The 25,724-nt window shown below is 51.5% G+C and carries 14 protein-coding genes; 9 read left to right on the top strand and 5 right to left on the bottom strand.

Annotation, left to right across the window (positions count from 1 at the left end; all coding sequences use genetic code 11):
* Positions 1-13: 13 nt before the first annotated feature.
* The 9 genes from mlaD to hisD all read left to right on the top strand — a co-directional run bounded on the left by mlaD (position 14) and on the right by hisD (position 18,726).
* Positions 14-478, top strand: a complete 465-nt coding sequence (gene mlaD / locus O3276_RS10835) for an outer membrane lipid asymmetry maintenance protein MlaD (protein ID WP_269675635.1) — start codon at positions 14-16, stop codon at positions 476-478.
* 51 nt (positions 479-529) lie between these two features.
* The gene (locus O3276_RS10830; RefSeq protein WP_269675634.1) at positions 530-1,216 is read left to right on the top strand and encodes an MlaC/ttg2D family ABC transporter substrate-binding protein; all 687 of its coding nucleotides are present in this window, start codon (positions 530-532) and stop codon (positions 1,214-1,216) included.
* Positions 1,213-1,524 (top strand): STAS domain-containing protein, encoded by a 312-nt coding sequence (locus tag O3276_RS10825; RefSeq protein WP_269675633.1) that lies wholly within the window; start codon positions 1,213-1,215, stop codon positions 1,522-1,524. The genes O3276_RS10830 and O3276_RS10825 overlap by 4 nt, the downstream gene beginning before the upstream one ends.
* Positions 1,525-1,641: 117 nt before the next feature.
* Positions 1,642-1,893, top strand: a complete 252-nt coding sequence (locus O3276_RS10820; RefSeq protein WP_163370989.1) for a BolA family protein — start codon at positions 1,642-1,644, stop codon at positions 1,891-1,893.
* Between the two features lie 10 nt (positions 1,894-1,903).
* Complete coding sequence (gene murA, locus O3276_RS10815) at positions 1,904-3,166, top strand: UDP-N-acetylglucosamine 1-carboxyvinyltransferase (RefSeq protein ID WP_269675632.1); 1,263 nt, start codon at positions 1,904-1,906, stop codon at positions 3,164-3,166.
* Positions 3,167-3,549: 383 nt separating this feature from the next.
* Positions 3,550-5,130 carry a hypothetical protein gene (locus tag O3276_RS10810; RefSeq protein ID WP_269675631.1) on the top strand — a complete coding sequence of 527 codons (1,581 nt, stop codon included), beginning with the start codon at positions 3,550-3,552 and terminating at the stop codon, positions 5,128-5,130.
* Positions 5,096-16,504, top strand: a complete 11,409-nt coding sequence (locus O3276_RS10805; protein ID WP_269675630.1) for a hypothetical protein — start codon at positions 5,096-5,098, stop codon at positions 16,502-16,504. Before O3276_RS10810 ends, O3276_RS10805 begins: the two co-directional genes overlap by 35 nt.
* A gap of 240 nt (positions 16,505-16,744) precedes the next feature.
* The gene (gene hisG, locus O3276_RS10800; protein WP_269675629.1) at positions 16,745-17,401 is read left to right on the top strand and encodes an ATP phosphoribosyltransferase; all 657 of its coding nucleotides are present in this window, start codon (positions 16,745-16,747) and stop codon (positions 17,399-17,401) included.
* Positions 17,398-18,726: a histidinol dehydrogenase gene (gene hisD, locus O3276_RS10795; protein ID WP_269675628.1), complete on the top strand. Its 1,329-nt coding sequence runs from the start codon at positions 17,398-17,400 to the stop codon at positions 18,724-18,726. The genes hisG and hisD overlap by 4 nt, the downstream gene beginning before the upstream one ends.
* A gap of 346 nt (positions 18,727-19,072) precedes the next feature.
* Here hisD and O3276_RS10790 read toward each other — a convergent pair whose 3' ends face one another.
* The 5 genes from O3276_RS10790 to O3276_RS10770 form a co-directional block, all read right to left on the bottom strand.
* Positions 19,073-20,011 (bottom strand): hypothetical protein, encoded by a 939-nt coding sequence (locus O3276_RS10790; RefSeq protein ID WP_269675627.1) that lies wholly within the window; start codon positions 20,009-20,011, stop codon positions 19,073-19,075.
* Between the two features lie 151 nt (positions 20,012-20,162).
* Positions 20,163-21,074, bottom strand: a complete 912-nt coding sequence (locus O3276_RS10785) for a glucosamine kinase nucleotide-binding domain-containing protein (RefSeq protein WP_269675626.1) — start codon at positions 21,072-21,074, stop codon at positions 20,163-20,165.
* Positions 21,075-21,123: 49 nt separating this feature from the next.
* Positions 21,124-22,620 carry a CoA-acylating methylmalonate-semialdehyde dehydrogenase gene (locus tag O3276_RS10780; RefSeq protein ID WP_269675625.1) on the bottom strand — a complete coding sequence of 499 codons (1,497 nt, stop codon included), beginning with the start codon at positions 22,618-22,620 and terminating at the stop codon, positions 21,124-21,126.
* A 69-nt stretch (positions 22,621-22,689) separates the two neighbouring features.
* On the bottom strand, positions 22,690-23,850 hold the full coding sequence (locus tag O3276_RS10775) for an iron-containing alcohol dehydrogenase (RefSeq protein WP_269675624.1): 1,161 nt from the start codon (positions 23,848-23,850) through the stop codon (positions 22,690-22,692).
* 23 nt (positions 23,851-23,873) lie between these two features.
* On the bottom strand, positions 23,874-25,526 hold the full coding sequence (locus tag O3276_RS10770) for a BCCT family transporter (protein ID WP_269675623.1): 1,653 nt from the start codon (positions 25,524-25,526) through the stop codon (positions 23,874-23,876).
* Positions 25,527-25,724: the final 198 nt, after the last annotated feature.

Genomic DNA, 25,724 nt, shown 5'->3' with positions numbered 1-25,724 from the left:
GAGAGAGCATAAAATGCGGATACGAACGTTAGAAATCAGTGTCGGTGCCTTTATGCTGGCGGGCATGTTGGCATTGGTGCTGCTGGCGGTAAAGGTCAGTGGCCTGTCCCTGAAAACCGGCGGTGAAACCTATGAGCTGAATGCTTACTTCGATAACATCGGAGCCCTGAAACCCCGTTCCAAGATATCCATGGCTGGTGTCACCATTGGCAAAGTGCAAAGCGTTGAGCTGGATAAAGTGACGTACATGGCCAGGGTGGTTATGGATATTGATCAGCAAATCGATAATATACCTATCGATAGCACGGCATCGATTGTCACCGCAGGGCTATTGGGTGAGCAGTACATTAGTATCAGCATTGGTGGTGACGAGGCGTTTTTGCAAGATGGTGAGCGTTTTGAAGACACTCAGTCAGCGCTGATTATCGAGGAGCTGATCGGTAAGTTTCTTCTGGGTACGGTCAATAAAAGCGAGTAACGAAAGGTCAACAAGCCCGGAGAAGCGTTCTCTGGCTAGCGGATGGAATGGATGATGAAAGGTAATCGACACGTGGTGGCTTTCCTGGTGGCGCTGTTGTTTCAGTGGTCTTCAGTGGTCATCGCTGCAGAGCAGGTCATTGAGTCACCTCAGAAGGAAGTGGAAAAAATTACCAGGGAGCTGCTGGCAACCTTTGCAAACAATATTCATCACTATAAAAAGGATGATGCTGCCTTTATTGCCGAGGTTGATCGCCAGCTATCACCTTCCGTGGCCTTCGACGCCATTGCCCGGGGGGTGATGGGCAAATACTCCCGCCGGGCTAAAAGCGGACAAATTGAACAGTTTTCCAGGACGTTTAAAGACAGTCTGATCAGCTTCTATGGCAAGGCCCTGCTGAGGCTAGATGATACCCGGTTGACCATTGAGAAAGTTGATGCGGTACCGGATAACGTCTTAAATGCCTACCGGTCAGGCAAGGCACGGCTGGTTCCCGTGGATATGACGGTGAAAACGTCCTCCGGTACTGTGGCCATCTCTTATTCCATGGTTTATCAGGATGAGCGCTGGAAACTCAGGAATATCATTGTGGATGGTATCAATATTGGCATTCAGTTCCGTAATCAGTTTGCCGAAGCCATGAGCAAGTACAATGATCTCCAGTATGTGGTGGATCACTGGCCGGAAATCATGCAGGGTGAAGCAACGGAGAACAACGCTGCGGGCAAGCAGTCATGACCCTGGCAGTGGCAGCACCTGGCCGGTTTACCCTGAATGGTGTGGTTAATTTCACCACCTCCGCCGTTGTTGAAGAGCAGGGTGCCCGTTTGCTACTGACCTCTGGCGGTGACGACTGGGAAATTGACCTGAGCGGTATCTCCCAGGCCGATAGTTCTGCTTTATCGGTCTTTCTCTCCTGGATCCGGCTGGCAAAAAAACAGCAAACGTCCATCGAATTTGTTGGCATGCCTCATGAACTGGAGGCACTGGCTGAAGTCTGTGGTATTCAGCCATTGTTGAATAATGTGAACGGCCCGGAAAACTGACGCAGCTTGTGGTTGATCCTGTTTTGGGGCTATTCATGGAACCCCCTCTCGGATATCATTGGCCGGTTTTACTGTTCCCTTTAAATACCTGATTGTTATTCCCTGAGAGGTTGGATCATGCAAGCCGAAGAGGTCAAGGCGCTTCTGGAGAAGGAGATTGCGGGCTCACAAGTGATTGTTGAGGGCGAGGGGTGTGACTTTCGTCTGACCGTAATCAGTGACCAGTTTGAGGCGAAGAGACCGGTTCAGCGTCAGCAGATGATCTATTCTCACCTGAATCCATTCATCACCAGTGGTGCGATTCACGCTGTATCGATGGTGGCTTTGACTACCGCAGAGCGTGCCAGACAGCTGGGTAACCAGGACTAAGTGAGAAACCATGGATAAACTGATTATCACCGGTGGTGTGCGCCTGGATGGAGAGATTCGGGTCTCTGGTGCCAAGAACTCTGCCCTGCCGATTCTGGCTGCGACCCTGCTGGCTGACTCCCCGGTTACCGTATGTAATCTGCCCCATTTGCATGACATTACCACCATGTGTGAGCTGTTTGGCTGTATGGGGGTTGAGCTGCTGGTGGATGAAAAGATGAACGTGGAAGTTCATGCCAGCACCATCAAGCAGCTCGTGGCACCTTATGAGCTGGTGAAGACCATGCGGGCTTCTATCCTCGTACTGGGTCCTCTGCTGGCCAGATTTGGTTATGCCGAAGTCTCCCTGCCCGGTGGCTGCGCTATTGGTAGCCGTCCGGTTGATCTGCATATCAGCGGCATGCAGGCCATGGGCGCAGATATTGTTGTGGAAGACGGCTATATCAAAGCCAGCGTCAAGGATCGCCTGAAAGGTGCACACATACTGATGGACACCGTAACGGTCACCGGTACGGAAAACATCCTGATGGCTGCGGTACTGGCCGATGGCGAAACCATTATTGAAAATGCGGCCCGTGAGCCTGAAGTGGTGGATCTGGCCGAGTGCCTGATTACCATGGGTGCGAAGATTGAAGGCCATGGTACGGGTATGATCCGGGTTCAGGGCGTAGAGCGCCTGAATGGCTGCACCTACTCGGTCCTGCCAGACCGTATTGAAACCGGCACTTACCTGATTGCTGCCGCAGCAACCGGTGGCCGGGTCCGCCTGAAAGACACCCAGCCTGATATTCTCGATGCGATTCTGTTCAAGCTTCGGGAAGCCGGTGCTGCAGTAGAATGGGGCGATGACTGGATTGAACTGGATATGAAGGGCAAGCGTCCCAAGGCCGTTGACCTGAAAACGGCACCTTATCCAGCGATGCCCACCGATATTCAGGCTCAGTTCACCGCATTGAATACCATCGCTGAAGGCACTGGCCGGATTACCGAAACCGTGTTTGAAAATCGCTTCATGCATGTTCAGGAAATGAAACGCATGGGCGCAGATGTCGATGTGGAAGGTAACACCGTTATCGTCAAAGGTGTTGAGCAGCTCAAGGCAGCGCCGGTTATGGCGACCGACCTGCGGGCTTCAGCCAGTCTGGTTATTGCTGGCCTGGTCGCTGAAGGTGATACCGTGGTAGAACGTATTTACCATATTGACCGTGGTTACGAGTGCATTGAAGAGAAACTTCAGCAACTTGGTGCCAAAATTCGTCGCGTTCCTGCCTGATTTACACTTCTTTTCTCCTTTCTTACCCTGACTTTCGGCTTTTTGGTCAAAAGTCAGGGAACTTTTCTCCCTTTTACCACTCAAATAAAACGATAGTCTCAATTTTGTTATTGATGACTTGACGACCGTCAAAGACTTTTGCATCCATCAGAGAATAAAGCTTTGTCAATTCATTGGTTTTGCTGACTCATTAAATATCACGTAATGAAGGCTCTCTCAAATACAAGAATATGCCTGGCAGTAGAATGGAGTTTAATTAAATGGAATTAACGGAGTTTACTGCTAATAGCCCGGTCATCCCGGAGGTAGGACCCCGGTCTCCATCGATCAGAACGAGCGGAGATAGGGTTTCTGTTCGGCCTGATTTTGGTGCAGCAAATCATGTGAATATGGAGGGCGCTGCACCGGGTGTTCCTGCACAGACAGCAATGGTTGACAGAAGCTCAATCAGTCAAGTGTCAGGGCGTTCTTTACTGGCTTCCAGCGCCAATCAAAGCGAGGGCACTGCTGATGATGCAGATGAAAGTACTTATCTACTGGCAGTACCCCAGAGTCAGAATTTAACGGCAAGCCAACAGACTACTGCCTATTCCTCTATGGGGCAGACAACAGCAACCGGTGTTCCAGCCTCCGGTAGCCCGGATGAGGACGCACCTCAAGTTCGCCATATTTACCATGATATCGTTTTTTGTTTTTATCAAAACCTCCGTAAAGCCTGTGGCCTGGGCATTGAGTTAGGTTTGAGAAAGGTTGGCATTAATCCGGATGCCCAGCCAATCGTTGCTGCTGGTCGCACCGGTTGCTCTGTGGGTGGCAGTCATGATAACGGTTATGTGAATATCGAGATTGTCCGTCCTCCCGCAAAGCCCCGCAAGAAGATGAGTGACAGGCTGGTCAAGGCGGCAGGTTTAACGCCGGAAAAAATGCTGGAAAAGCCTGAGGCTCTGAATGCTCTGGTGGAAAATCTGACGGAAGTGATTCAGGGCGAGCTGAAAAAGGCCAGCCCCTGGCCAGAAAACGTTGCCGGTGGAGTGGCTGGAAATGCGGTTGATCCCGGGGGTGATGAAGGCTGGGTCAGTGATGTTACCCGATCAATTGCCACCATTCTGGTACACCTGACTCATGAGGCCTTTCTGGATAAAGTAACCCTGGCGGATAGCGACGCTGGGAAAAAGGAAATATCGGACACTCTGACCCGGTTAATCGTGAGCATACTGGGTTTAACCGGGCATCCGTCGGCACACAACAATGCAATTGGCATTGATTCCATGTTAAGTAACGGCATTGTTACTGTATCGCAGTCGGGTAATCAACTGTTTAATGAAAAAATGACAGCCATCAAGGCTGACTCTTTAAAGGGGATTATCAACCAGGCACTGGTCAGCATGATGGCTGAAGGCGTTGAGTTCACCGATAAGAATGTTGATGAGCTGCTATCCAGAATGACGGCCATCATTATTGATACCCTGATGAATATTCGCGCTGATACTGTGCGCATATTCAATGACTGGCAGCAACGTAAACCGGATGAAATTGACAGGATTCAAAATAGAATTGCCAGTAGCGCAGCAAAAACATTAACAACCGTTGTACAAAAACACAGCCATATTGTTGTGCAGAAATTCAGCTCTGCTGCGGATGGTATTTCTAAAATGGCTGGTAAAATAGCGGGTCTATGGAAGTCCAAATCCAATCAGCCTGAACCAGAGCCGGTTAAATACACCGAAAAGAAAATCAAACAGCTGATCAATAAGAAAATAGAAGAAGCTGTTCGGGTATTTCAAAATGAACAGAAGTTTAAAGATAAGCTGAAGCCGTTAATAGAAGAGAATCTGAAAAAAATTGCGCCAGATATTAAACGTACTATCAGAAAACTAAAGAGAGAAACGCAAGACTGTAAAAAGAATAGCGGGGGATGTGCAAGACCTGGTGACCAGAATCACCGCTGCATTTGCAGACGATAGCCAGCAAACTGAACAGGGAGAGGATGCTGCCGCTGTACAAGACCCGCACACATCTGGCGATTCAGCAGCGAGCGATCAATCAGGCAGGGCTGCTACCTCATATTCTGCTGAAGGAACGACAGAACCTCGTGTCGGGCAAAGCCGTGTTATTGATCAGTTGATTGCTCAACAAGGTAGCAGGGTGGTAGATGAGGCAATAGCCCTGCTGACCGGCGAACTCCGGAAAAATCTGGATACGGTTATAGCGAGTGTAGAGCCGGGCATTGAGAAAGTGATGGAACAGGCCGTCAATCAAGGCGCTGCTTTTATTGCTGAGCGAAATGGCACAGAACTCCCGGCAGATCGTGGGCTGGCAGAGACTCTCCCCGGATTCCGGGCAGCCATGACACCGGTTTTAACGACATTGGCTGTTGATATATTGAGCCATAAGCTCGAGTCTGAGGCGTGGGAAAAAGCACTTCGTGACAAAGGGCGTGAAGCGATCGGTCAGACGAATCGCCCGTCAGATTCTCAGGAAGACTCCGCAAACACCATCGATGCGGCATTGAAAACAGCGGAGGCTGTTGCTCTACAGCAATTAACGGACCCGTTAAAGTCTGTGATCGATACCCTGCCCCTGGACAGTCTTCAGAAACTGGCTTTCGACGTTATCCTGCAAAGCGCCGGGGATGGAACCGTCTGGCTTGATGATCTGGTAAGAGATCTGTTTAACCGGAAAATGGGGGACGAATCCATTGTTCTGGCAGTTATAGATACAATTTCAGAGGAAACGGTCAAGCTGCAGCACCAGCTGATAAGTGCTGCTATGCACTGGATAAGGCAACGAGCAAAGGAGTGGGGGGCGAAATACCAGGTCAATCAATGTATGGACTGGTTGGCAACATGGATAGCGGAAAACAAAGAACAGATAGACCTGGATGCTCGAGAGTATGTAAAAACATTGCTGGTTCAGGCAACCCCGGAGTTGGAAGATGCTATCCATGAACGATTAGAGAGCCTGCATTCTGCGTTGGCAAGTAGCAGGATTGATGCGGCGGCTACTTTTCAGCGGATAGCGGAGGAGTTGGAGCCAGGGGAAAAGTCCGGCCATTTGACCGGCAAGGGTGTGAAGAAAACAACAGCGGGCCATCAAAATCAGCAGGATCACTGGCAGGATGCGCGTCAGGCCGTTGCTGATCAGTTGGGTAACCTGGCTGATGAAACCATCGACCTGGTCATTAAACAGAGTGGTCAGTTGGAGGCGGTCAAGCCGATTCTGGCGGGCAGTATTCGTGAGGTTATGAACCTTGTCGTCAAAGAAGGGGCGCTGTTTACCGCGAGGCACAACGGTGAACAATGTGACGACGTGCATGCCTTAAAGGGCGGCACGGCGCTGACCGAACAATTACCGGCGTTTCTGACCACAGCCACGGTTGAATTAATGGTTGAACTGCTGAGTGACCGGTTGCAATCCGGAGACTGGAAAACAGCAGCCGTTACCGAGATCACTGCCGGGGAGGAAACCGCAGACTCAGGCAAGATGATAGCCCGCGAAATAGACCGAATGCTGGGTGAAGGGCTTGCCGAGATGGTCAACGCGGTGGCCGATCAGGTGGAATCACTTCTGCAAAAACACCCATACATTACTGCCGAAGCCGTGCTTGGGGAATTGACCCGGCAAGGGATACACGATGGTGCCGTCTGGGTGGGTGAGCTGGTGAGCGGCCTGTTTGACGGTGATGCCCGGGTCGTGTCCAGGGTAGTTGATAAGTTAACCGAACAGGCAGAGTCGCTGGTGCAGACCCTGGCAACTCACGTGCTTGGCTGGTTATCAACTGTGGATCAGGCAACGGGGCCGCAAAACCTGGAAGTCGTAAAGGAGATTCTGGTTCGCCGTGGGAATACTCTGGTAGAACCACTGCTGACCGGCGTGACGGGCGAGGCAGCGGCGTTCGGAAACCAGGCATCAGAATCCACCGCGCTCAGAAATGCCGTTATGCCGTTCATACAGGACCAGGTTCAGAAAGGTCACGTACTGGAACGGCTGGCCGCTTACGGAGTCGATGCGCTGGTAAACAGCATCAACAAGCATAAGGACGACCTTGCAGGGGATGTAAAAGCACTGACCCGTGCAAGCATGGACAAAGCCCTGCCGGAACTGGAACAGCTTCTCCATAGACGGTTGCAAGCCCTGAGTACTGCGATGGAAAAGAGGCCAGACGATACGCACGGTGTTGTGGCTGACCTGCGCCAGGCGGCAAAAACGCAGAATCCAGAGGAAAAGCCCGGCAGCGATAATAAGAATAAAAAAACGACAGCGGACCATCAAAATCAACAGGATCATTGGCATGATGCGCGTCAGGCCGTTGCAGAACAGCTGGGTAACCTGGCTGATGAAACCATCGACCTGGTCATTAAACAAAGTGGTCAGTTGGAGGCGGTCAAGCCGATTTTGGCGGGCAGTATCCGTGAGGTTATGGATCTTGTCGTCAAAGAAGGGGCACTGTTTGTCGCGAGGCAGAACGGTGAACAATGCGACGACGTAAATGCCTTAGAGGGCGGCACGGCGCTGACCGAACAATTACCGGCGTTTTTGACCACAGCCGCGGTTGAATTAATGGTTGAACTGCTGAGTGACCGGCTGCAATCCGGAGACTGGAAAACAGCAACGGTTACCGAGATCACCGCCGGGGAGGAAACGGCAGACTCAGGCAAGATGATAGCCCGCGAAATAGACCGAATGCTGGGTGAAGGGCTTGCCGATATGGTCAACGTGGTGGCCGATCAGGTGGAATCACTTCTGCAAAAACACCCATACATTACTGCCGAAGCGGTGCTTGGGGAATTGACCCAGCAAGGGATGCACGACGGTGCTGCATGGGTAGGTGAGCTGGTGCACGGTCTGTTTGCCGGTGATGCCCTGGTCGTGTCCAGGGTAGTTGATAAGTTAACCGAACAGGCAGAGTCGCTGGTGCAGACCCTGGCGACTCACGGGCTTGGCTGGTTATCAACCGTGGATCAGGCAACGGGGCAGCAGAACCTGGAAGTCGTAAAGGAGATTCTGGTTCGCCGTGGGAATACTCTGGTAGAACCACTGCTGACCGGCGTGACGGGCGAAGCAGCGGCACTCGGAAATCAGGCATCAGAATCCACCGCGCTCAGAAACGCCGTAATGCCTTTCGTACAGGACCAGGTCCAGAAAGGTCAGGTACTGGAACGGTTGGCCGCTTATGGCATAGATGCGCTGGTAAACAGTGTCAGCAAGCATAAGGACGACCTGGCAGGGGATGTAAAAGCACTGACCCGTGCAAGCATGGACAAAGCCCTGCCGGAACTGGAACAGCTTCTCCATAGACGGTTGCAAGCCCTGAGTACTGCGATGGAAAAGGGGACAGAAGATACGCACGGCGTTGTGGCTGACCTGCGCCAGGCGGCGAAAGCTCAGAAGCCAGAGGAAAAGCCCGGCAGCGATAATAAGCAAACGACAGCGGACCATCAAAATCAACAGGATCACTGGCATGATGCCCGTCAGGCCGTTGCTGATCAGTTGGGTAATCTGGCTGATGAAGCCGTCGACCTGGTCATTAAACAAAGTGGTCAGTTGGAGGCGGTCAAGCCGATTCTGGCGGGTAGTATCCGTGAGGTTATGGATCTTGTCGTCAAAGAAGGGGCACTGTTTGCCGCGAGGCATAACGGTGAACAATGTGACGACGTGAATGCCTTAGAGGGCGGCACAGCACTGACTGCACAATTACCGGCGTTTCTGACCACAGCCACGGTTGAATTAATGGTTGAACTGCTGAGTGATCGTTTGCAATCCGGAGACTGGAAAACAGCAACGGTTACCGAGATCACTGCCGGGGAGGAAACAGCAGACTCAGCCAGGATGATAGCCCGCAAAATAGACCGAATGCTGGGCGAAGGGCTTGCCGAGATGGTCAACGCGGTGGCCGATCAGGTGGAATCACTTCTGCAAAAACACCCATACATTACTGCCGAAGCGGTGCTTGGGGAATTGACCCGGCAAGGGATACACGACGGTGCTGCATGGGTAGGTGAGCTGGTGAATGGCCTGTTTGCCGGTGATGCCCGGTTCGTGTCCCGGGTAGTTGATAAGTTAACCGAACAGGCAGAGTCGCTGGTGCAGACCCTGGCGACTCACGGGCTTGGCTGGTTATCAACCGTGGATCAGGCAACGGGACAGCAGAACCTGGAAGTCGTAAAGGAGATTCTGGTTCGCCGTGGGAATGCTCTGGTTGAACCACTGCTGACCGGCGTGACGGGCGAGGCAGCGGCACTCGGAAATCAGGCATCAGAATCCACCGCGCTCAGAAACGCCGTGATGCCGTTCGTACAGGACCAGGTTCAGAAAGGTCAGGTACTGGAACGGCTGGCTGCTTACGGAGTCGATGCGCTGGTAAACAGTGTCAGCAAGCATAAGGACAACCTTGCAGAGGATGTAAAAGCACTGACCCGGGCAAGCATGGATAAAGCCCTACCGGAACTGGAACAGCTTCTCCATAGACGATTGCAAGCCCTGAGTACTGCGATGGAAAAGAGGGCAGACGATACGCACGGCGTTGTGGCTGACCTGCGGCAGGCGGCGAAAGCTCAGAAGCCAGAGGAAAAGCCCGGTAGCGGTAATAAGCAAACGACAACTGACCATCAAAATGAACGGGATCACTGGCATGATGCCCGTCAGGCCGTTGCAGAGCAGCTGGGAAATCTGGCTGATGAAGCCGTCGACCTGGCCATTACACAGGGTGGTCAGTTGGAAGCGGTCAAGCCGATCCTTGAGGATAGTATTCGTGAGGTTATGAACCTTGTCGTCAAAGAAGGGGCGCTGTTTACCGCGAGGCAGAACGGTGAACAATGCGACGACGTAAATGCCTTAGAGGGCGGCACGGCGCTGACCGAACAATTACCGGCGTTTCTGACCACAGCCACGGTTGAATTAATGGTTGAAATGCTGAGTGACCGATTGCAATCCGGAGACTGGAAAACAGCAGCCGTTACCGAGATCACTGCCGGGGAGGAAACAGCAGACTCAGCCAAGATGATAGCCCGCGAAATAGACCGAATGCTGGGCGAAGGGCTTGCCGACATGGTCAACGCAGTGGCCGATCAGGTGGAATCACTTCTGCAAAAACACCCATACATTACTGCCGAAGCCGTGCTTGGGGAATTGACCCGGCAAGGGATACACGACGGTGCCATCTGGGTAGGTGAGCTGGTGAACGGCCTGTTTGCCGGTGATGTCCGGGTTGTGTCCAGGGTAGTTGATAAGTTAACCGAACAGGCGGAGTCGCTGGTGCAGACCCTGGCGACTCACGGGCTTGGCTGGTTATCAACCGTGGATCAGGCAACGGGGCAACAGAACCTGGAAGTCGTAAAGGAGATCCTGGTTCGCCGTGGAAATACTCTGGTAGAACCACTGCTGACCGGCGTGACGGGCGAGGCAGCGGCGCTCGGAAACCAGGCATCAGAATCCACCGCGCTCAGAAACGCCGTAATGCCGTTCGTACAGGACCAGGTTCAGAAAGGTCACGTACTGGAACGGCTGGCCGCTTACGGAGTCGATGCGCTGGTAAACAGTGTCAGCAAGCATAAGGACAACCTTGCAGAGGATGTAAAAGCACTGACCCGGGCAAGCATGGACAAAGCCCTGCCGGAACTGGAACAGCTTCTCCATAGACGGTTGCAAGCCCTGAGTACTGCGATGGAAAAGAGGGCAGACGATACGCACGGTGTTGTGGCTGACCTGCGCCTGGCGGCGAAAGCTCAGAAGCCAGAGGAAAAGCCCGGCAGCGATAATAAGCAAACGACAGCAGACCATCAAAATCAACAGGATCACTGGCATGATGCCCGTCAGGCCGTTGCTGATCAGTTGGGTAATCTGGCTGATGAAGCCGTCGACCTGGTCATTAAACAAAGTGGTCAGTTGGAGGCGGTCAAGCCGATTCTGGCGGGCAGTATCCGTGAGGTTATGGATCTTGTCGTCAAAGAAGGGGCACTGTTTGCCGCGAGGCATAACGGTGAACAATGTGACGACGTGAATGCCTTAGAGGGCGGCACAGCACTGATCGAACAATTACCGGCGTTTCTGACCACAGCCACGGTTGAATTAATGGTTGAACTGCTGAGTGACCGTTTGCAATCCGGAGACTGGAAAACAGCAACTGTTACCGAGATCACCGCCGGGGAGGAAACTGCCGACTCAGGCAAGATGATAGCCCGCGAAGTTGACCGAATGCTGGGCGAAGGGCTTGCTGAGATGGTCAACGCAGTGGCCGATCAGGTGGAATCACTTCTGCAAAAACACCCATACATTACTGCCGAAGCTGTGCTTGGGGAATTGACCCGGCAAGGGATACACGACGGTGCTGCATGGGTAGGTGAGCTGGTGAACGGCCTGTTCGACGGTGATGCCCGGGTCGTGTCCAGGGTAGTTGATAAGTTAACCGAACAGGCAGAGTCTCTGGTGCAGACCTTGGCAACTCACGGGCTTGGCTGGTTGTCAACCGTGGATCAGGCAACGGGGCAACAGAATCTGGAAGTCGTAAAGGAGATCCTGGTTCGCCGTGGAAATACCCTGGTAGAACCGCTGCTGACCGGCGTGACGGGCGAAGCAGCCGCACTTGGAAATCAGGTATCAGAATCCACCGCGCTCAGAAACGCCGTAATGCCATTCGTACAGGACCAGGTTCAGAAAGGTCACGTCTTGGAACGGCTTGCCACTTACGGAGTGGATGCGCTGGTAAACAGTGTCAGCCAGCATAAAGACGACCTTGCAGGGGATGTAAAAGCACTGACCCGGGCAAGCATCAAAAAAGCCGTACCGGAACTTGAAGGGCTCCTGCACACAAGGCTGCAAGCACTGGCCGACGCAATGAAAAAGGTGCCAGAGAATAAGCGCGATGTAGTGACTGACTTGCGCCTGGCAGCGAAAGCACAGAAACCAGAGGAAAAACCCCAAGGTGCTACTGTCGCCATTGTGAAGAAAACGACTGTGGACCATCAAAATCAGCAGGACCACTGGCATGATGCCCGTCAGGCCGCAGCAGAGCAGGCCAGCGAAATGGTCGGTGATTTAATCAAGCTGACCATCGATGAAACAAAACAACTGGAAGTGGCCAGGTCTATTCTGTCTGACAGCTTTGGCAAGGTTATCAAGGTCGCCGTTCAAGAAGGTGCCGGGTTTGTTGCCAAACACCATGGCATGCTGTCTGGCAACCACCAGAGCAACGGTGTAGTGCTGTCCGGGGATAGCATCGCTAAACTGACCGGCCTCGTATCACCATTCCTTACGACAAACGTTGTCGAAAGTATCACCGAAAAGCTGTTGTCTGCTGCCTGGCAACAACAAACTGTGAGTGACGTAAAGAAGGCAGCTGAACAAGCACTGGTACCGGCTAGCCCGGATAAAGTGCATTTGCCCGCTTCGACACAGAAGCCGCAAACTGTCGGGCAGGTAGCTTCGGGTCAACGTACGACTATTGGCACCGAAGTTGATGACATGCTGAAAACAGGCCTGGCCGAGATGCTGCACAGCGGTGCAGACCAGTTGGAAGCGATTCTGGAAGGTCTGCCTTACGACAGTGTGAAAGCAATGGCCAGTGACCTGGCATTGCAGGGGATCGCTGATGGCACCAGATGGCTGGACATACTGACAGCCGGTCTGTTTGCTGATAATGAGGTGATCGTCCCCAGGGTGATTGATGCCATTACCGAGCAGGCGGTGGTGACCCAGCAGGCGGCCATTGACGGTGTGCTTGGCTGGCTGGCTAAAGAAGATACCACGACAGAACAGCAGCCGAACCGGCAGAAACTGCTGGAAATTCTTGTGCACAGATTGAATGGTCTGGTGGTACCGGCAGTGACGGGTACCTCCAGCCTGGTTGCAGAGAGCCTGGAGCAGACATCACAGTCCCTGGCTCTCAGGGATGCAGTGCTTCCTTTCCTGCAGAATCAACTTAACAGGGGGCAGGTACTGGAACAACTGGCCGGTTACGGTGTGGATCAACTGTCAGGCTGGGTACGTCAGCATAGAACGGTGCTCCGGCATGATGTGGAAGTCCATGTTCGGGCAATGATGCAACAGGCGGCCCCGGAGCTGGAATCCATCCTGCATGATCGGCTGGCGACTCTGCGCTCTGCGGTCAACGATAGTCAGCAGGATAAGGGGAATGTAGTCGCTACCCTGCGCAGGGCTGCTGAAACAATAGCACCTGCTCAAGGGGTGAACACAGCCACTGAGAAAGACGGCCACTCTCGTCAGTCTAAAGTGATGGATGACCTGATACCTGACCTGAGCAAGGGCATTACGGAAGTGATTACTCAAGGCGCTGATATCTTCCGTCGTAAGGCATGGGCAGACAATCTGCGGTTGAAATCCGGGAACGGTGCAGATCGTTCCAAAATGTCTATTTTCCCAATCGTTCTTCCCCATGTTCAGCGAATGGTTAAGGAAGCGGTGAGTGCCGGGACTGAATACGGTATCGGGACGCTTGCAGAACCATCCGATGGCAATGCGGCTGGCATTACCGAAGCCGTCAACCTCCATGTGCAAAGTCTTACGGCTAATTATTTAGGCCAGGCGGTTGCCGATGCGATTGAGGGTATGGCTAATGCCGTTTATAACAATGCAGACGGCATCCAGAGCGCAATTGAGGCGCTTTTGAAGAATGTGAATGTCGGAGCTACAGCACCAATGGACCTGGAGGCATTATTAATGCCGCATATTGATGGTGCTATTGATAAGGCCCTGGATCATGGCCAGGGTTTTATCCGTGAAAGTATGGAAAAATGGATCAAAGTCAATGCCCTGGCAGCGACACCGGAGCTGCATAAAGCCATTGATAAAATGTTAACGCATATGATGGCTAATGGGGGGGAATGGATTATCCGTCATCAACAAGGGGTTGAGTTAGAGGTTATCGAGCCAATAAAGAAGGCGATGGCCGAAACACTCAGGCAGGCTCAGGCGGATATTATTCAAAATATTGCTCTCTGGTTGAGTAACGACGCTAATTTACACCATTTCGTTGGAGTATTTACCGACCAGATTCGCACAACGGTTACCCGGGTTGTTGTCGATGCTGTGGCCAAGCAGGTTGCTGGAAAAGAGGGAGAGACAGAATGTAAACGTGCAGTTGATGATATGACGCCTTATCTGACCCCTATTATTGATCAGGTGTTGACCCGGGCTATGACTTACACGGGTAACTGGTGTTCTGGTTGGGTCCGGGATCACGGTGCCGACATCTCATCTCTGGTGAATCCCCTGATTGATAAAACCGTGGAGGAGGTTATGCCTTCCGTACGTCAGGCGGTTCAGGATAAAGCATTACTGCTGGCACGAAATAAAGCACAGGATATTGACTTCAATAGGCTGGCTGCAGAACTGGCGGCAGCTTTTGCCCACCGCTTTGATCCGGGTAAGATTACGTCTGGCGTTCTGCAGGTTCAACCAAAAAGCTGTGTGGCCAGGGAGCTCCCGAAAATTTTATGTTTCCTGATGCAGACGACGGAAACCTATGAGAGTTTGGGCGGAAATCTCAATGAACCGGTGAAGATTGACCGGGTCATCATTGATGGTCGGGTGTTTAAGAATATTCAGGCTTACCTGACGAAAATGAAGGATGGCTCTATTCAGATTCGCAAAATGGATCTGATATTTGAGAATGAAAATCAGGTTGATGTTGATATCGAAGTGACCGGAGTCTCCATTTCCTATCAATTACCGGAAAAAAGCAAGTTGTACAAAGCCGCTCTATTAGCAGCTGCCCCTGCGATGAGCCCTGCCGATTTAGCCAGGAGTCTGCTGGAGACATTTACACCAGATCATATTGATTTCAATGTTGATCAAATTACGGGTGAGTTTCACGACAATATTCTGGACGGCCCCGGAGAAGATATTCTCAGTTTTGGCCTAAGCAACCTGAAACTCTCTCTTAACATACATAAATATGCTCCAAGACCTTACATCGATATCAGTGTTGGGCCGCAGGATGGACATCCAGCCATTGAGTCAGTAAAAGTGAATTTGGCAGGCCATGGCCTGGTTGATCATGTCGAGGCAGATATTCACCTTGACCGACATCGCAATGGCTACGCTGATGTAACAACACTGCTGAAGCCCGACCGGTTGAGTCGTTTTGCCGGGTGGCTGATTGGCGGGCCTATTAAAGTCGATGCCAAAGTGGCTATCAACAATACCACAGGAACTCTGGATGATATTGAATCAATCCGTGTTCATGCCGGTCGTTTCGGTAAGGTATGTAAAGCCATGTTTAAAAATACGCTTAAGGCCTACAATCCCGGACTCACTTTGGCAGATGATGGCAAGGCGGTTATCAAGTTAAAATTAATGCTATTCTCTGAAGAAAGGTCAAACCCGATTACCCGCTGGTTAGCCAAAACGGCCAATCGCATTCTGCAATTTTTCACCGTACCTGTTGAAATACCGATGTCGTTCAAAGGCGCGCCCTATACACCTGCCTTGGAAGGTGAAAGGGGAATTGGGTCATTTAATGCCCTGCGATTTATTAATGGCTTATTTAACCCCTGTCCTTTGTCCATTCACAGTGATACCCATGAAGAGCTGCTGAGTGCGTTGCGGACGGTATCGATCAATGAAAATCCAAAATATCATCTTATCCTGCTTGGTAAGGTTATTGATCAGGTGGTCAAGGAATTCCGGCTGGGTAATGCTCCGTCACACTCCATTCTGGCCAGGAAGATTCCATTGGAAAGTCTGGTTTTGCTGGTTAATCGTGTGAAGGGAAAGGCAACTGGACCGCAGGATCTGTCCCGTTTGTTATTCCTGGTTGCCAACCTGGTGGAAGCGCTTCCGGAAAGAGCGGTGCAACTGGTGAACAGATCCGGAGTTACCCCTGAATCAGCCGGACAGCCCTACCTGTTGCATCTGATCTCTACCACACCCACCAGCTCCTGGCTGGCTAACCCGGAGGATGGCAAAGTGCTGGAGCCGATTTACCAGAGTTATCAATTCCAGCGCTTGCAGGAATTCTGGCAGAACAGTCAGAGTAACCCTGATGGCAGTATCTACAGTCCCGGTACTGAAAAACAGCCCGAACAAAAGTTTACTGAAGAGGTGGTAGGGACGGTACGTCAGCTGGTCGGTGACATGGATGTGCCTGATGACATCCGGTTGATGATGGCCCGGGACTTTGATTTTGCCAATAAAATGTTCGGAACAGGGGCTCCTGTAAAGCAGGATTTGCCGGTCAATTCCCGGGCAAATCCGTTGCCGCACTCTTCCCTGGGTGTATTGCCTGTTGGTCGTATAAAAGAGATGGACAGGTCAAAACGTCGGCTTAATGCCCCGGCAGACCCGAAGCATTGGGAGGGCTTTCCGGCCCTGGGAGGCTGACCGAGTAGATAAATAGCGAGTATGCTTCCAGGCAGAGCTGGCCCATGTAAACAACACATGCCAGCTTTGTAATAGTGCCTTTCTACGTACCTTTCCCTATATCTATGTTATTATCCAGACCAATGATACTCTCTGGAAAAAGGGTACCTGTAAATAACAATTCATTAATTCTTAACTGTGCAGTTCTTCTACCTTCACCATTTTAACAACGCATGATAAGTAAGGAAGCCTGAGAGAAGTATGTCGAGCCAGATCACTATCGCGCTGTCCAAGGGGCGCATCCTGAAAGAGACTCTCCCTCTATTGAAAACTGCGGGTATTGAGCCTGCGGAGGATCCGGATAAAAGTCGCAAACTGGTGATTGGTACCACGCATCCCCATGTAAACCTGCTGATTGTCCGTGCCAGCGATGTGCCAACCTATGTTGAATACGGTGCCGCCGATATGGGCGTTGCTGGCAAGGATGTGCTGATGGAACACGGCTCCTCTGAGTTATATGAACCGCTGGACTTGAACATTGCCCGGTGCAAATTGATGACTGCGGGGAAGGTTGGCGCAGCACCATCTTCTGGACGACTTAAGGTGGCGACGAAATTTGTCAATATTGCCAAGCAGTACTACGCCTCTCAGGGGATTCAGGCGGATATCATTAAACTCTATGGTTCCATGGAACTGGCTCCGCTGGTTGGCCTGGCGGATATCATTATTGATGTGGTGGATACCGGAAACACCCTGCGGGCCAATGGCCTGGAGCCTCAGGAGCTGATTGCTGAAATCAGTTCCAGAATGGTGGTCAACAGGGCATCCATGAAAGTGAAGTACAAGATGATTGGTCAGCTACTGGATCAACTGTCCAGAACCATTGCAAAAACCAATGCAGTGGAGGAGCCAGCATGACGTCGGCAGTGGTAACCCCGGTTCAGCTGGATTTCAACAGTCCGGCGTTTTCAGCCCAGCTTGATGCCCTGTTAGCCTGGGAGTCTGTTTCAAACGACAGTGTCCAGCAACAGGTGAAAGAAATTATTACTCAGGTGCGCAGCCAGAAAGATCAGGCTGTGATGGCCTGTACCTGTCGTTTTGATCGACGTCAGGTCTCCAGTATGGATGAGCTGACTCTCGATGCTGAGCGTTTGCACCAGGCGCTCAACAGCATTCAGCCTGAGCAGCGGGCAGCGCTGGAAACCGCCGCAAAGCGGATTCGTGACTACCATCAGCATCAACAGCAAAGCTCCTGGAATTACCGTGAGAGCGACGGCACATTGCTTGGCCAGCAGGTGACCCCGATGGATCGGGTGGGACTCTACGTGCCCGGTGGCCGTGCATCCTATCCTTCATCGGTACTAATGAATGCCATACCAGCCTCGGTTGCCGGGGTGCCTGAGGTGGTGATGGTGGTTCCCGCGCCAGACGGTGAGCTGAATGAGCTGGTACTGGCGGCGGCTGCTGTTGCCGGGGTCAGTCGTGTATTTACCATCGGTGGTGCCCAGGCGGTGGCGGCACTGGCCTATGGCACGGAAACGATCCCGAAGGTGGACAAGATTGTCGGTCCCGGCAATATTTATGTCGCTACCGCCAAGCGGGAAGTGTTTGGTCAGGTGGGTATCGATATGATTGCCGGCCCGTCAGAAATACTGGTGGTTTGTGATGGCCACAGTAACCCCGACTGGATCGCCATGGACCTGTTCTCCCAGGCGGAACACGATGAAGATGCCCAGGCAATTCTGATCTCACCGGACCGGGCTTTTCTGGCGCAGGTGCAGGAGAGCATGAACCGACTGCTGCCAACCATGGAACGGCAGGATATTATCGCAGCGTCGCTTAATAAGCGCGGTGCCCTGATTGCCGTACCTGACTTGGCGGCGGCCTGTGAACTGATAAATCGCATCGCACCGGAACACCTTGAGCTATCCATTGAAGAGCCCGAAAACTGGCTGCCAGAGATACGCCATGCCGGTGCTATTTTTATGGGCCGATATACGGCAGAAGCCCTGGGTGATTACTGTGCAGGCCCGAACCATGTATTGCCCACATCAGGAACCGCACGCTTCTCTTCACCTTTGGGGGTGTATGACTTTCAGAAACGCTCTTCAGTTATTCAGTGTTCTGCTGAAGGCGCGTCGGAAATGGGGAAAGTGGCTTCTGTTCTGGCCAGGGGGGAATCGCTGACGGCACATGCTCGTTCTGCGGAGTATCGTATTAACCAGGAGGCTGTCCGAGAATAGACTGCCCTACACGGCAACTGCTCTAGGAGGCTGACCGAGAATAGACTACCCTACTGCGGTGGCAGCAAATTGGTCTAAAAATCCGCTTTTGTTCGGCAAATAGCTCCGCTATTCACCTCACAAAACCGAATTTTTATACTCGGTTTTCTGCCGCCCTCGCTACGGGGTCGCCAAGCCCGGATATTTCATAGGTGAATATGCTCGTGATGATGACAAAGACGGTATTTATCAAACCCCTTTACCTTGGCTTTTTTGAGTTTTTGCATAATATTGGCCGAAGAGGCAAAAGCCTGCTTCAGCCCTTAGTCAACTTGCTGGTTACACAGTCTGGAATTCGAAAAGAGCCTCAAAGAATTTTACAGGATTCAGGTATCCATTTAACATTATTGAGTAATGCTTTATCAAGATAATTTAAACACCAAGGGTTATACCTTTTCAGAGAGTTTTTATCTTCATAAATGCGTATGATTTCTGGAAGATCGTCAATTGTTGCTTTTGGGTTCAGATTATTAACAACGGGATCTGAATCTTCTTTCATTGTTTTTAACTCTTCGAAAGATTCATCAAAGATTTGCTCAAAAATAAATCTTGCTTCCTGTGGAGAGATATCCTTCAGGTAATCTTTGTGATGAACAGTACAATGAGTGTCCATTCCTGCCGCCTCATATTTTGGTTTTAATTTTCGAAAGATTGACTGTTCAATTGAATTCATTTTCCCGGAATTAGCGGACTTTTTTTCCAGATTCCCGTAGAAATGATCGACAATCCAAGGGGGAGTACAGAGTAAAAAACCAATCATATCAGAACTGCAAGGTGTTTCTTTTAATGTTGGGATAGATTGAAAAGCAGTAGTAAAGAAGTTTTTCTTCAGTTCGTTTACTTTGAATTTTGGTTTCCCGAAAGCCATAATGTTGGCAGCTCCTTGACCATGACAATCTGATGTCAGTACTGCATAAACATTCATATGTTTGGAAAGTAATTCCCTGAAGTCTCGGTGTGTAATAAGTTGTTCATAGCCAATAAAAAGAGTTTGTTTATCTATGGGCCGGTAAAATTTTTTTGTCATGTAGATTGATGGCAAATCTGGTAGGGCCCTGGCAGCCTGTACAGAACTTGATGCAGCTATGTCCCCTGCTGTATTACATGTTCTGTGAGTAATGGGATTGTTGGTTTCACTCTCCTTTTGCGAAACTTGATTATCAGTATTATCAATTTTTTGATTTTTGCTTTCCTGGTGGGGATTGTAAGTGATTTTTGAAGCATCACCATTATTTACACTGTGCATAGTCTGAAACCACGATTTTTGAAAAAAACACAAGACCCATTTCGTTTAATGGTTCTTGACCTTTTGTTTTAATTCTGACCTTTTTTCTAAAATTTAGTTCCCAGAAATGGCGTACTAGAGTATTCGGCTTCCCGATGGAGCCGAACGTTTTTCAGAAGAGCTTCATAGCCATCAACAGAGCACCGTGCATGGCATCACCCTGTGGCAAGGTGGCAATGGCAGCAACATCTTCTGGCAGCCAGGGCATAACGAACTCACTCAGCCCTCCAACCAGTGCACACTGGCTAGCGCCGCGCTGATGAAGTGCCCGGATCATCATGGCGGCATCTTCAGCGCTTTCCCGAATCAACTGTTCCGCCAGCTGATCGCCCTTGCTCAAATGTTCAATCACCAGCGGTCCGTACGATCCGTAGTCTCTGGGGAGTGCGCTGTCCTGCCAGGCAACGGCCTGTTCAGGACGGTGGTCAAACGTTGCCATGATGGCCCGGCTTAACGGTGTCTGTTCTTTCATGCCTTCGTGGGCCAGCAGGGAGTAACGAATCGCCGCGAGGCCCAGGCTGGCACCACTGCCATGATCCGAGATTGGAAAGCCCCAGCCGCCCAGGGTTTTCATCTCACCATCAATCAGGCTGGCACCACAGGAGCCAGTGCCCAGGATCAGGATCGCGCCATCCCTGCCATTAAAGGCACCCATGCAGGCGGCGAATGCGTCGGTTTCCAGGAAAATACCGGCAAACGGAAAGCCCCACCCGAGGACAAGGTCTCGTTCTTTCTGCTGATTGACACCGGCCAGGCCAAGACCGGCATACATACGTCCGAAGTCGTTCTCTTCCAGGCCCGCTTGAGCCATCGCTGCACGGGTGGCCTGCATGATGGCGTTGCAGGCTGAATCAAGCCCGGTCCGCGGATTTGCGCTGCCTGAGAATCCTTCCCCCAGGATATTGCCGTCAAGATCGGCGATACGTGCCCGGCATGAAGTGCCACCGCCGTCTACCCCCAGAAAGAGCGGCTGTTTGTGGTCAGTTGTGTTTAGGGCTCTGTTCGTTAAGAGTGCGGATGCCATATTTGTTCCTGCGGGCAACGGTGATCGAATAGGGTAACACCTATACCTATTATTTCATTATCGGCATCGAGAACTGAGCACCTTCGCGGATACCGGCAGAAGGCCAGCGTTGAGTAATGGTCTTGCGCCTGGTGTAAAAACGCACGGAGTCAGGGCCGTAAGCATGCAAGTCACCAAACAGCGAGCGCTTCCAGCCACCAAAGCTGTGGTAAGCAACGGGTACTGGTAGCGGTATGTTAATGCCGACCATGCCCACCTGGATGTGATCAGAGAAGTAACGGGCTGCTTCGCCGTCGCGGGTAAAAATACAGGTACCGTTGCCGTATTCGTGGGCATCGATCAAGTCCATCGCTTCTTGCATCGTATTAACGCGGACAACTTGCAGTACCGGCCCAAAGATTTCTTCCTGGTAGCTGGTCATTGCCGGTGTTACCCGGTCAATCAGGGTGCCACCAACAAAGAAGCCATCGGGGTAACCATCGACTTTCGGGGTGCGGCCATCAACGACGATGCTTGCCCCCTGGTTTTCGGCATGACTGATGTAGCTGATCACCTTGTCGCGATGAGCACCGGTAATAACCGGGCCAAAGTCGTTGCTGCTATCGGTGCAGGCACCAACTTTCAGGCCTTTCATGGCCTCAGCCATTTTTGCCACTAATGCATCGGCGGCCTGATCACCAACCGCTACTGCCACGGATAGCGCCATACAGCGCTGACCAGAGGAGCCAAAGGCGGCACCGAGTAACTGGTTTACGGCGTTATCCATATCGGCATCTGGCATCACAATGGCGTGGTTTTTGGCAGCGCCAAGCGCCTGGCATCGCTTGCCATTGTTATTGGCGGTTTGGTAGATGTATTCGGCAATGGGGGTTGAGCCAACAAAACTGACCGCTTTAATACGTTCGTCGTTTAGTAAAGTGTCCACCGCAACTTTATCACCGTTCACCACATTCAGAACGGCGTCAGGTAATCCCGCCTGCTGTAATAGTTCAGCGATCAGCATGGTGGCACCGGGATCACGCTCAGACGGTTTTAGAACAAAGCAGTTGCCACAGGCAATGGCCATTGGGAACATCCACAGTGGCACCATAACCGGGAAGTTAAACGGGGTGATACCCGCGACCACGCCCAGTGGCTGGAATTCACTCCACGAGTCGATATTCGGGCCAACGTTTTTGCTGTGTTCGCCCTTTAATAATTCAGGGATACCACAGGCGTATTCGACGTTTTCAATACCCCGTTGTAATTCACCCGCAGCGTCGTGTGAAATTTTGCCGTGCTCCTGACCAATAAGCTGGCAAATTTTGTCGGCGTTTTGCTCAAGTAATTCTTTGAACTTGAACATGACACGGGCGCGTTTTATTGCCGGGGTATTGCGCCATGCTGGATAAGCGGCTTCAGCCCTGGTGATCGCTTCTTCAACGGTAGCGACAGAAGCCAGTGCGACTTGTTTTTCTGCCTGGCCTGTTGCGGGGTTATACACTGCCTGGGTGCGTTCATTATCGTAGACCATTTCACCGTTGATAAAATGACCAATGGTATTCATTGATGTCCTCCCGGGGCTGATATTTTTAGCACTCAGGCACAGTTGATTCATGAGTGCTTGAGCATTGTGCTAATCCCATAGTGCCTGGTACATGCTCACGAGTTCTTCTGCGCTTGGTACTCTTGGGTTATTGCCCGGTGAGCCTGAGGCCAGGGCTTGTTCTGCCATTGTCGGGCAAACGGAGAAAAATTCCTTTTTATCGATACCGAATTGCGCAGGCGTTGGTACGGATAACTCTTCATTGAGGGCTTTGAGTTCCGTTAATAATTTTTTATTGGCTTGCTGGTCACTGTCCTGTGGCGCAGCGATGCCCATAGCCCGGGCACAATCCGCGTAGCGCCCCGGGGCAGCAGGAATGGAATATTCCGTGACATCCGGTAATAACATGGCATTCGATAAACCGTGCGGCACGTGGAAAAAAGCGCCAATAGGGCGGCTCATGCCGTGTACCAGGGCAACCGATGCGTTAGAGAAGGCGACACCTGCCAGGGTCGAGCCCAGCATCATGAGTTCCCGGGCCTGTTGATCTTCACCGTTGTGGTAAACCTTGCGCAGGTTTGGCGCAATGAGCTTCATCGCGGCAATGGCCTGCGTATCGCTGTAAGCATTGGCTTTTTTACTGACGTAAGCTTCAATGGCGTGGGTCAGGGCATCAATACCGGTATCTGCGGTGGTTCGGGCTGGTACGCTGATGGTCAGTGTATAGTCCACCAGTGCGGCAGCAGGCATAAAGCCGGTGCCAATACAGAGCATTTTTTCGTCGTTGGTCTCGTCGGTAATAATGGTGACACGGGTTGCTTCTGAGCCGGTACCGGCGGTGGTTGGAATCGCGATAAGAGGTACGCCGGGTTCGTTGACAATACGCGGGAAACGGTAATCTTTCATGTCACCGCCGTATTGAGCGAGCATGGCAATGGCTTTGGCGCTATCGATAGAACTGCCACCACCTAAAGCAATCATGCCGTCATAATCACCTGCCCTGGCCATGTCCACCCCGGCTTGAATGGAGGCAACGGTGGGCTCGGGCACGGTGTCTGAGAAAACATCAAACGTTATATGTTGCTGTTCCAGTACTTTTGTGATGTTAGCGACATAGCCTAATTTAACCATCATGTGATCAGTGACAATCAGGGCGCGGGAGCAGCCCATGCTGGCTAAAATATCAGCGACTGCCAAACTCGCATGTTCACCAACTTGCAGAATACGCGGCAGAATGATCTGTGAAGACATGTGGTTTTCCTTATTCGTCTGCACTAAACATTTTGATTAGTCGCCAGACACTCCGCTGTTTCCTGCTTACTGCGCTTGAGCGCATAGCTTTGACCGTATTCCGGTGGCAGTGGAGTATCACCAGGGGTGACTGAGTATGGCATGTCAATATTGGGTTCCTCGCGAAAAGCCTTATACAAGCCCCAGGTAGTCAGCGCCAGCACAATTGAATAGGGCAGTGCTGCAACAATAGAGGCGGTTTGTAACGCTTTTAAGCCTCCGGCAATTAATAATACACCGGCAACCGCACCAATGAGTAAGCCCCAGAACATCCGCAACTTGGGTGGAGGTTTTTGTTCTCCCATAGATACTAACGTACAGATAACCAGGGTTGCCGAGTCAGCAGAAGTGATAAAGTAAGTCACTAGCATGACTATGCAGATAATGGCACCGATTCCGACAACAACCGTACCCAGGTCCATTAACTCCATGGTGACAAATAAAGCCGTGGTAATGTCTTTATTAATGGCCTCTGTGACCCCGCCTGAACCAAAGAGTTCAATAAAAATAGCCGTATTACCAAACGCAGTGATCCAAAAGGTTGCCAGTAACGTTGGGGCGATCAAGACACCCAGAATAAACTCTTTGACGGTTCGGCCTTTAGAGATACGGGCAATAAAAATGCCGACGAAGGGTGCCCAGGCGATCCACCAGCCCCAATAAAACAGGGTCCAACAACTCTGCCATTGGCTTTTGGGATCCGGGTCAACCCAAAAACCGAGCCCGACGGCATGTGTCATGTAATCACCCAGGTTAGTGACAAAGGCACCCAGTAAATAAGCAGTTGGCCCCAGAACAATAAAGAAAGTGAGCATTAATGCGGTAAGGCGCATGTTTAATTCGCTGACTTTTTTCAGGCCTTTGTCCAGGCCTCTTAACGTTGAGAGCGTTGCCAATCCGGTAATGAGCGTAATGATGATCACCTGGTTGGCCGGGCTGATATTGATACCAGACAGATAGCTAATACCTGCGTTCATCTGCTGTGCGCCAAGTCCTAACGAGGTGGCGATACCAAATACAGTACCGAAAACCGCCAGCAAGTCTGCCATGTGACCAATCGGGCCGTATATTTTGTTGCCAAAGGTCGGGTACAAGCCAGAACGGATCGATAATGGCAGACCTTTGCGGTAGGTGAAATAAGCTAATGCCATACCCGTAATCGCAAATAGTGCCCAACCGTGTAAGCCCCAGTGAAAGATACTGAAGCGCATCGCTACCTGTGCGGCGGCCACGGTTTTTGCCTGGCCTTCGGCAATAAAAGGGTTGCTTTGCAAGTGGTAAATCGGCTCGGCAATACTCCAGAACAGGATGCCGATACCAATACCCGCACTGAACAGCATCGAGAACCAGGAAAAGAAGCCGTATTCGGGTTTGTCGTGGTCATGGCCTAACTTAATGCGGCCAAAGCGACTGAACGCTGTGTATATGGCCAGGAGTAAAAAGAAGCTCATCAGGAGAGTGTAATACCAGGCCATACTGGTGGCGATAAAGCGCTTGGCGGCTTCATAGAGACTATTAGCGTATGCCGGGGCAATGATCGTAAAAAGGACAAAGGCGACAATGACGATCGCCGAGCCTCTGCTCATCACGGGATGGGTATTGGCGAAAATACCGGTTCCTGACTTCGGGCTGTTCATAGTATCGCTCCGCTCGGTAAACCTGGACGCACGGGTAAGTACTCAAAAACGCCTGCACTGACTGGCGCAAGGGTTATTGTGCAGGGGTAAGGTCGGGTCATCCGGAACACTGAGCCGTTCTTTCCTGACTGCCTTTGAATGGTCTTAACCTTAATTTCCATCGCCTGATCGGAGCTGGGCTCCCGACCGTAACGGGTG

Source organism: Endozoicomonas sp. GU-1 (genome assembly GCF_027366395.1).
Classification (GTDB): domain Bacteria; phylum Pseudomonadota; class Gammaproteobacteria; order Pseudomonadales; family Endozoicomonadaceae; genus Endozoicomonas.
This window is presented reverse-complemented; position numbering and strand designations above follow the sequence as displayed.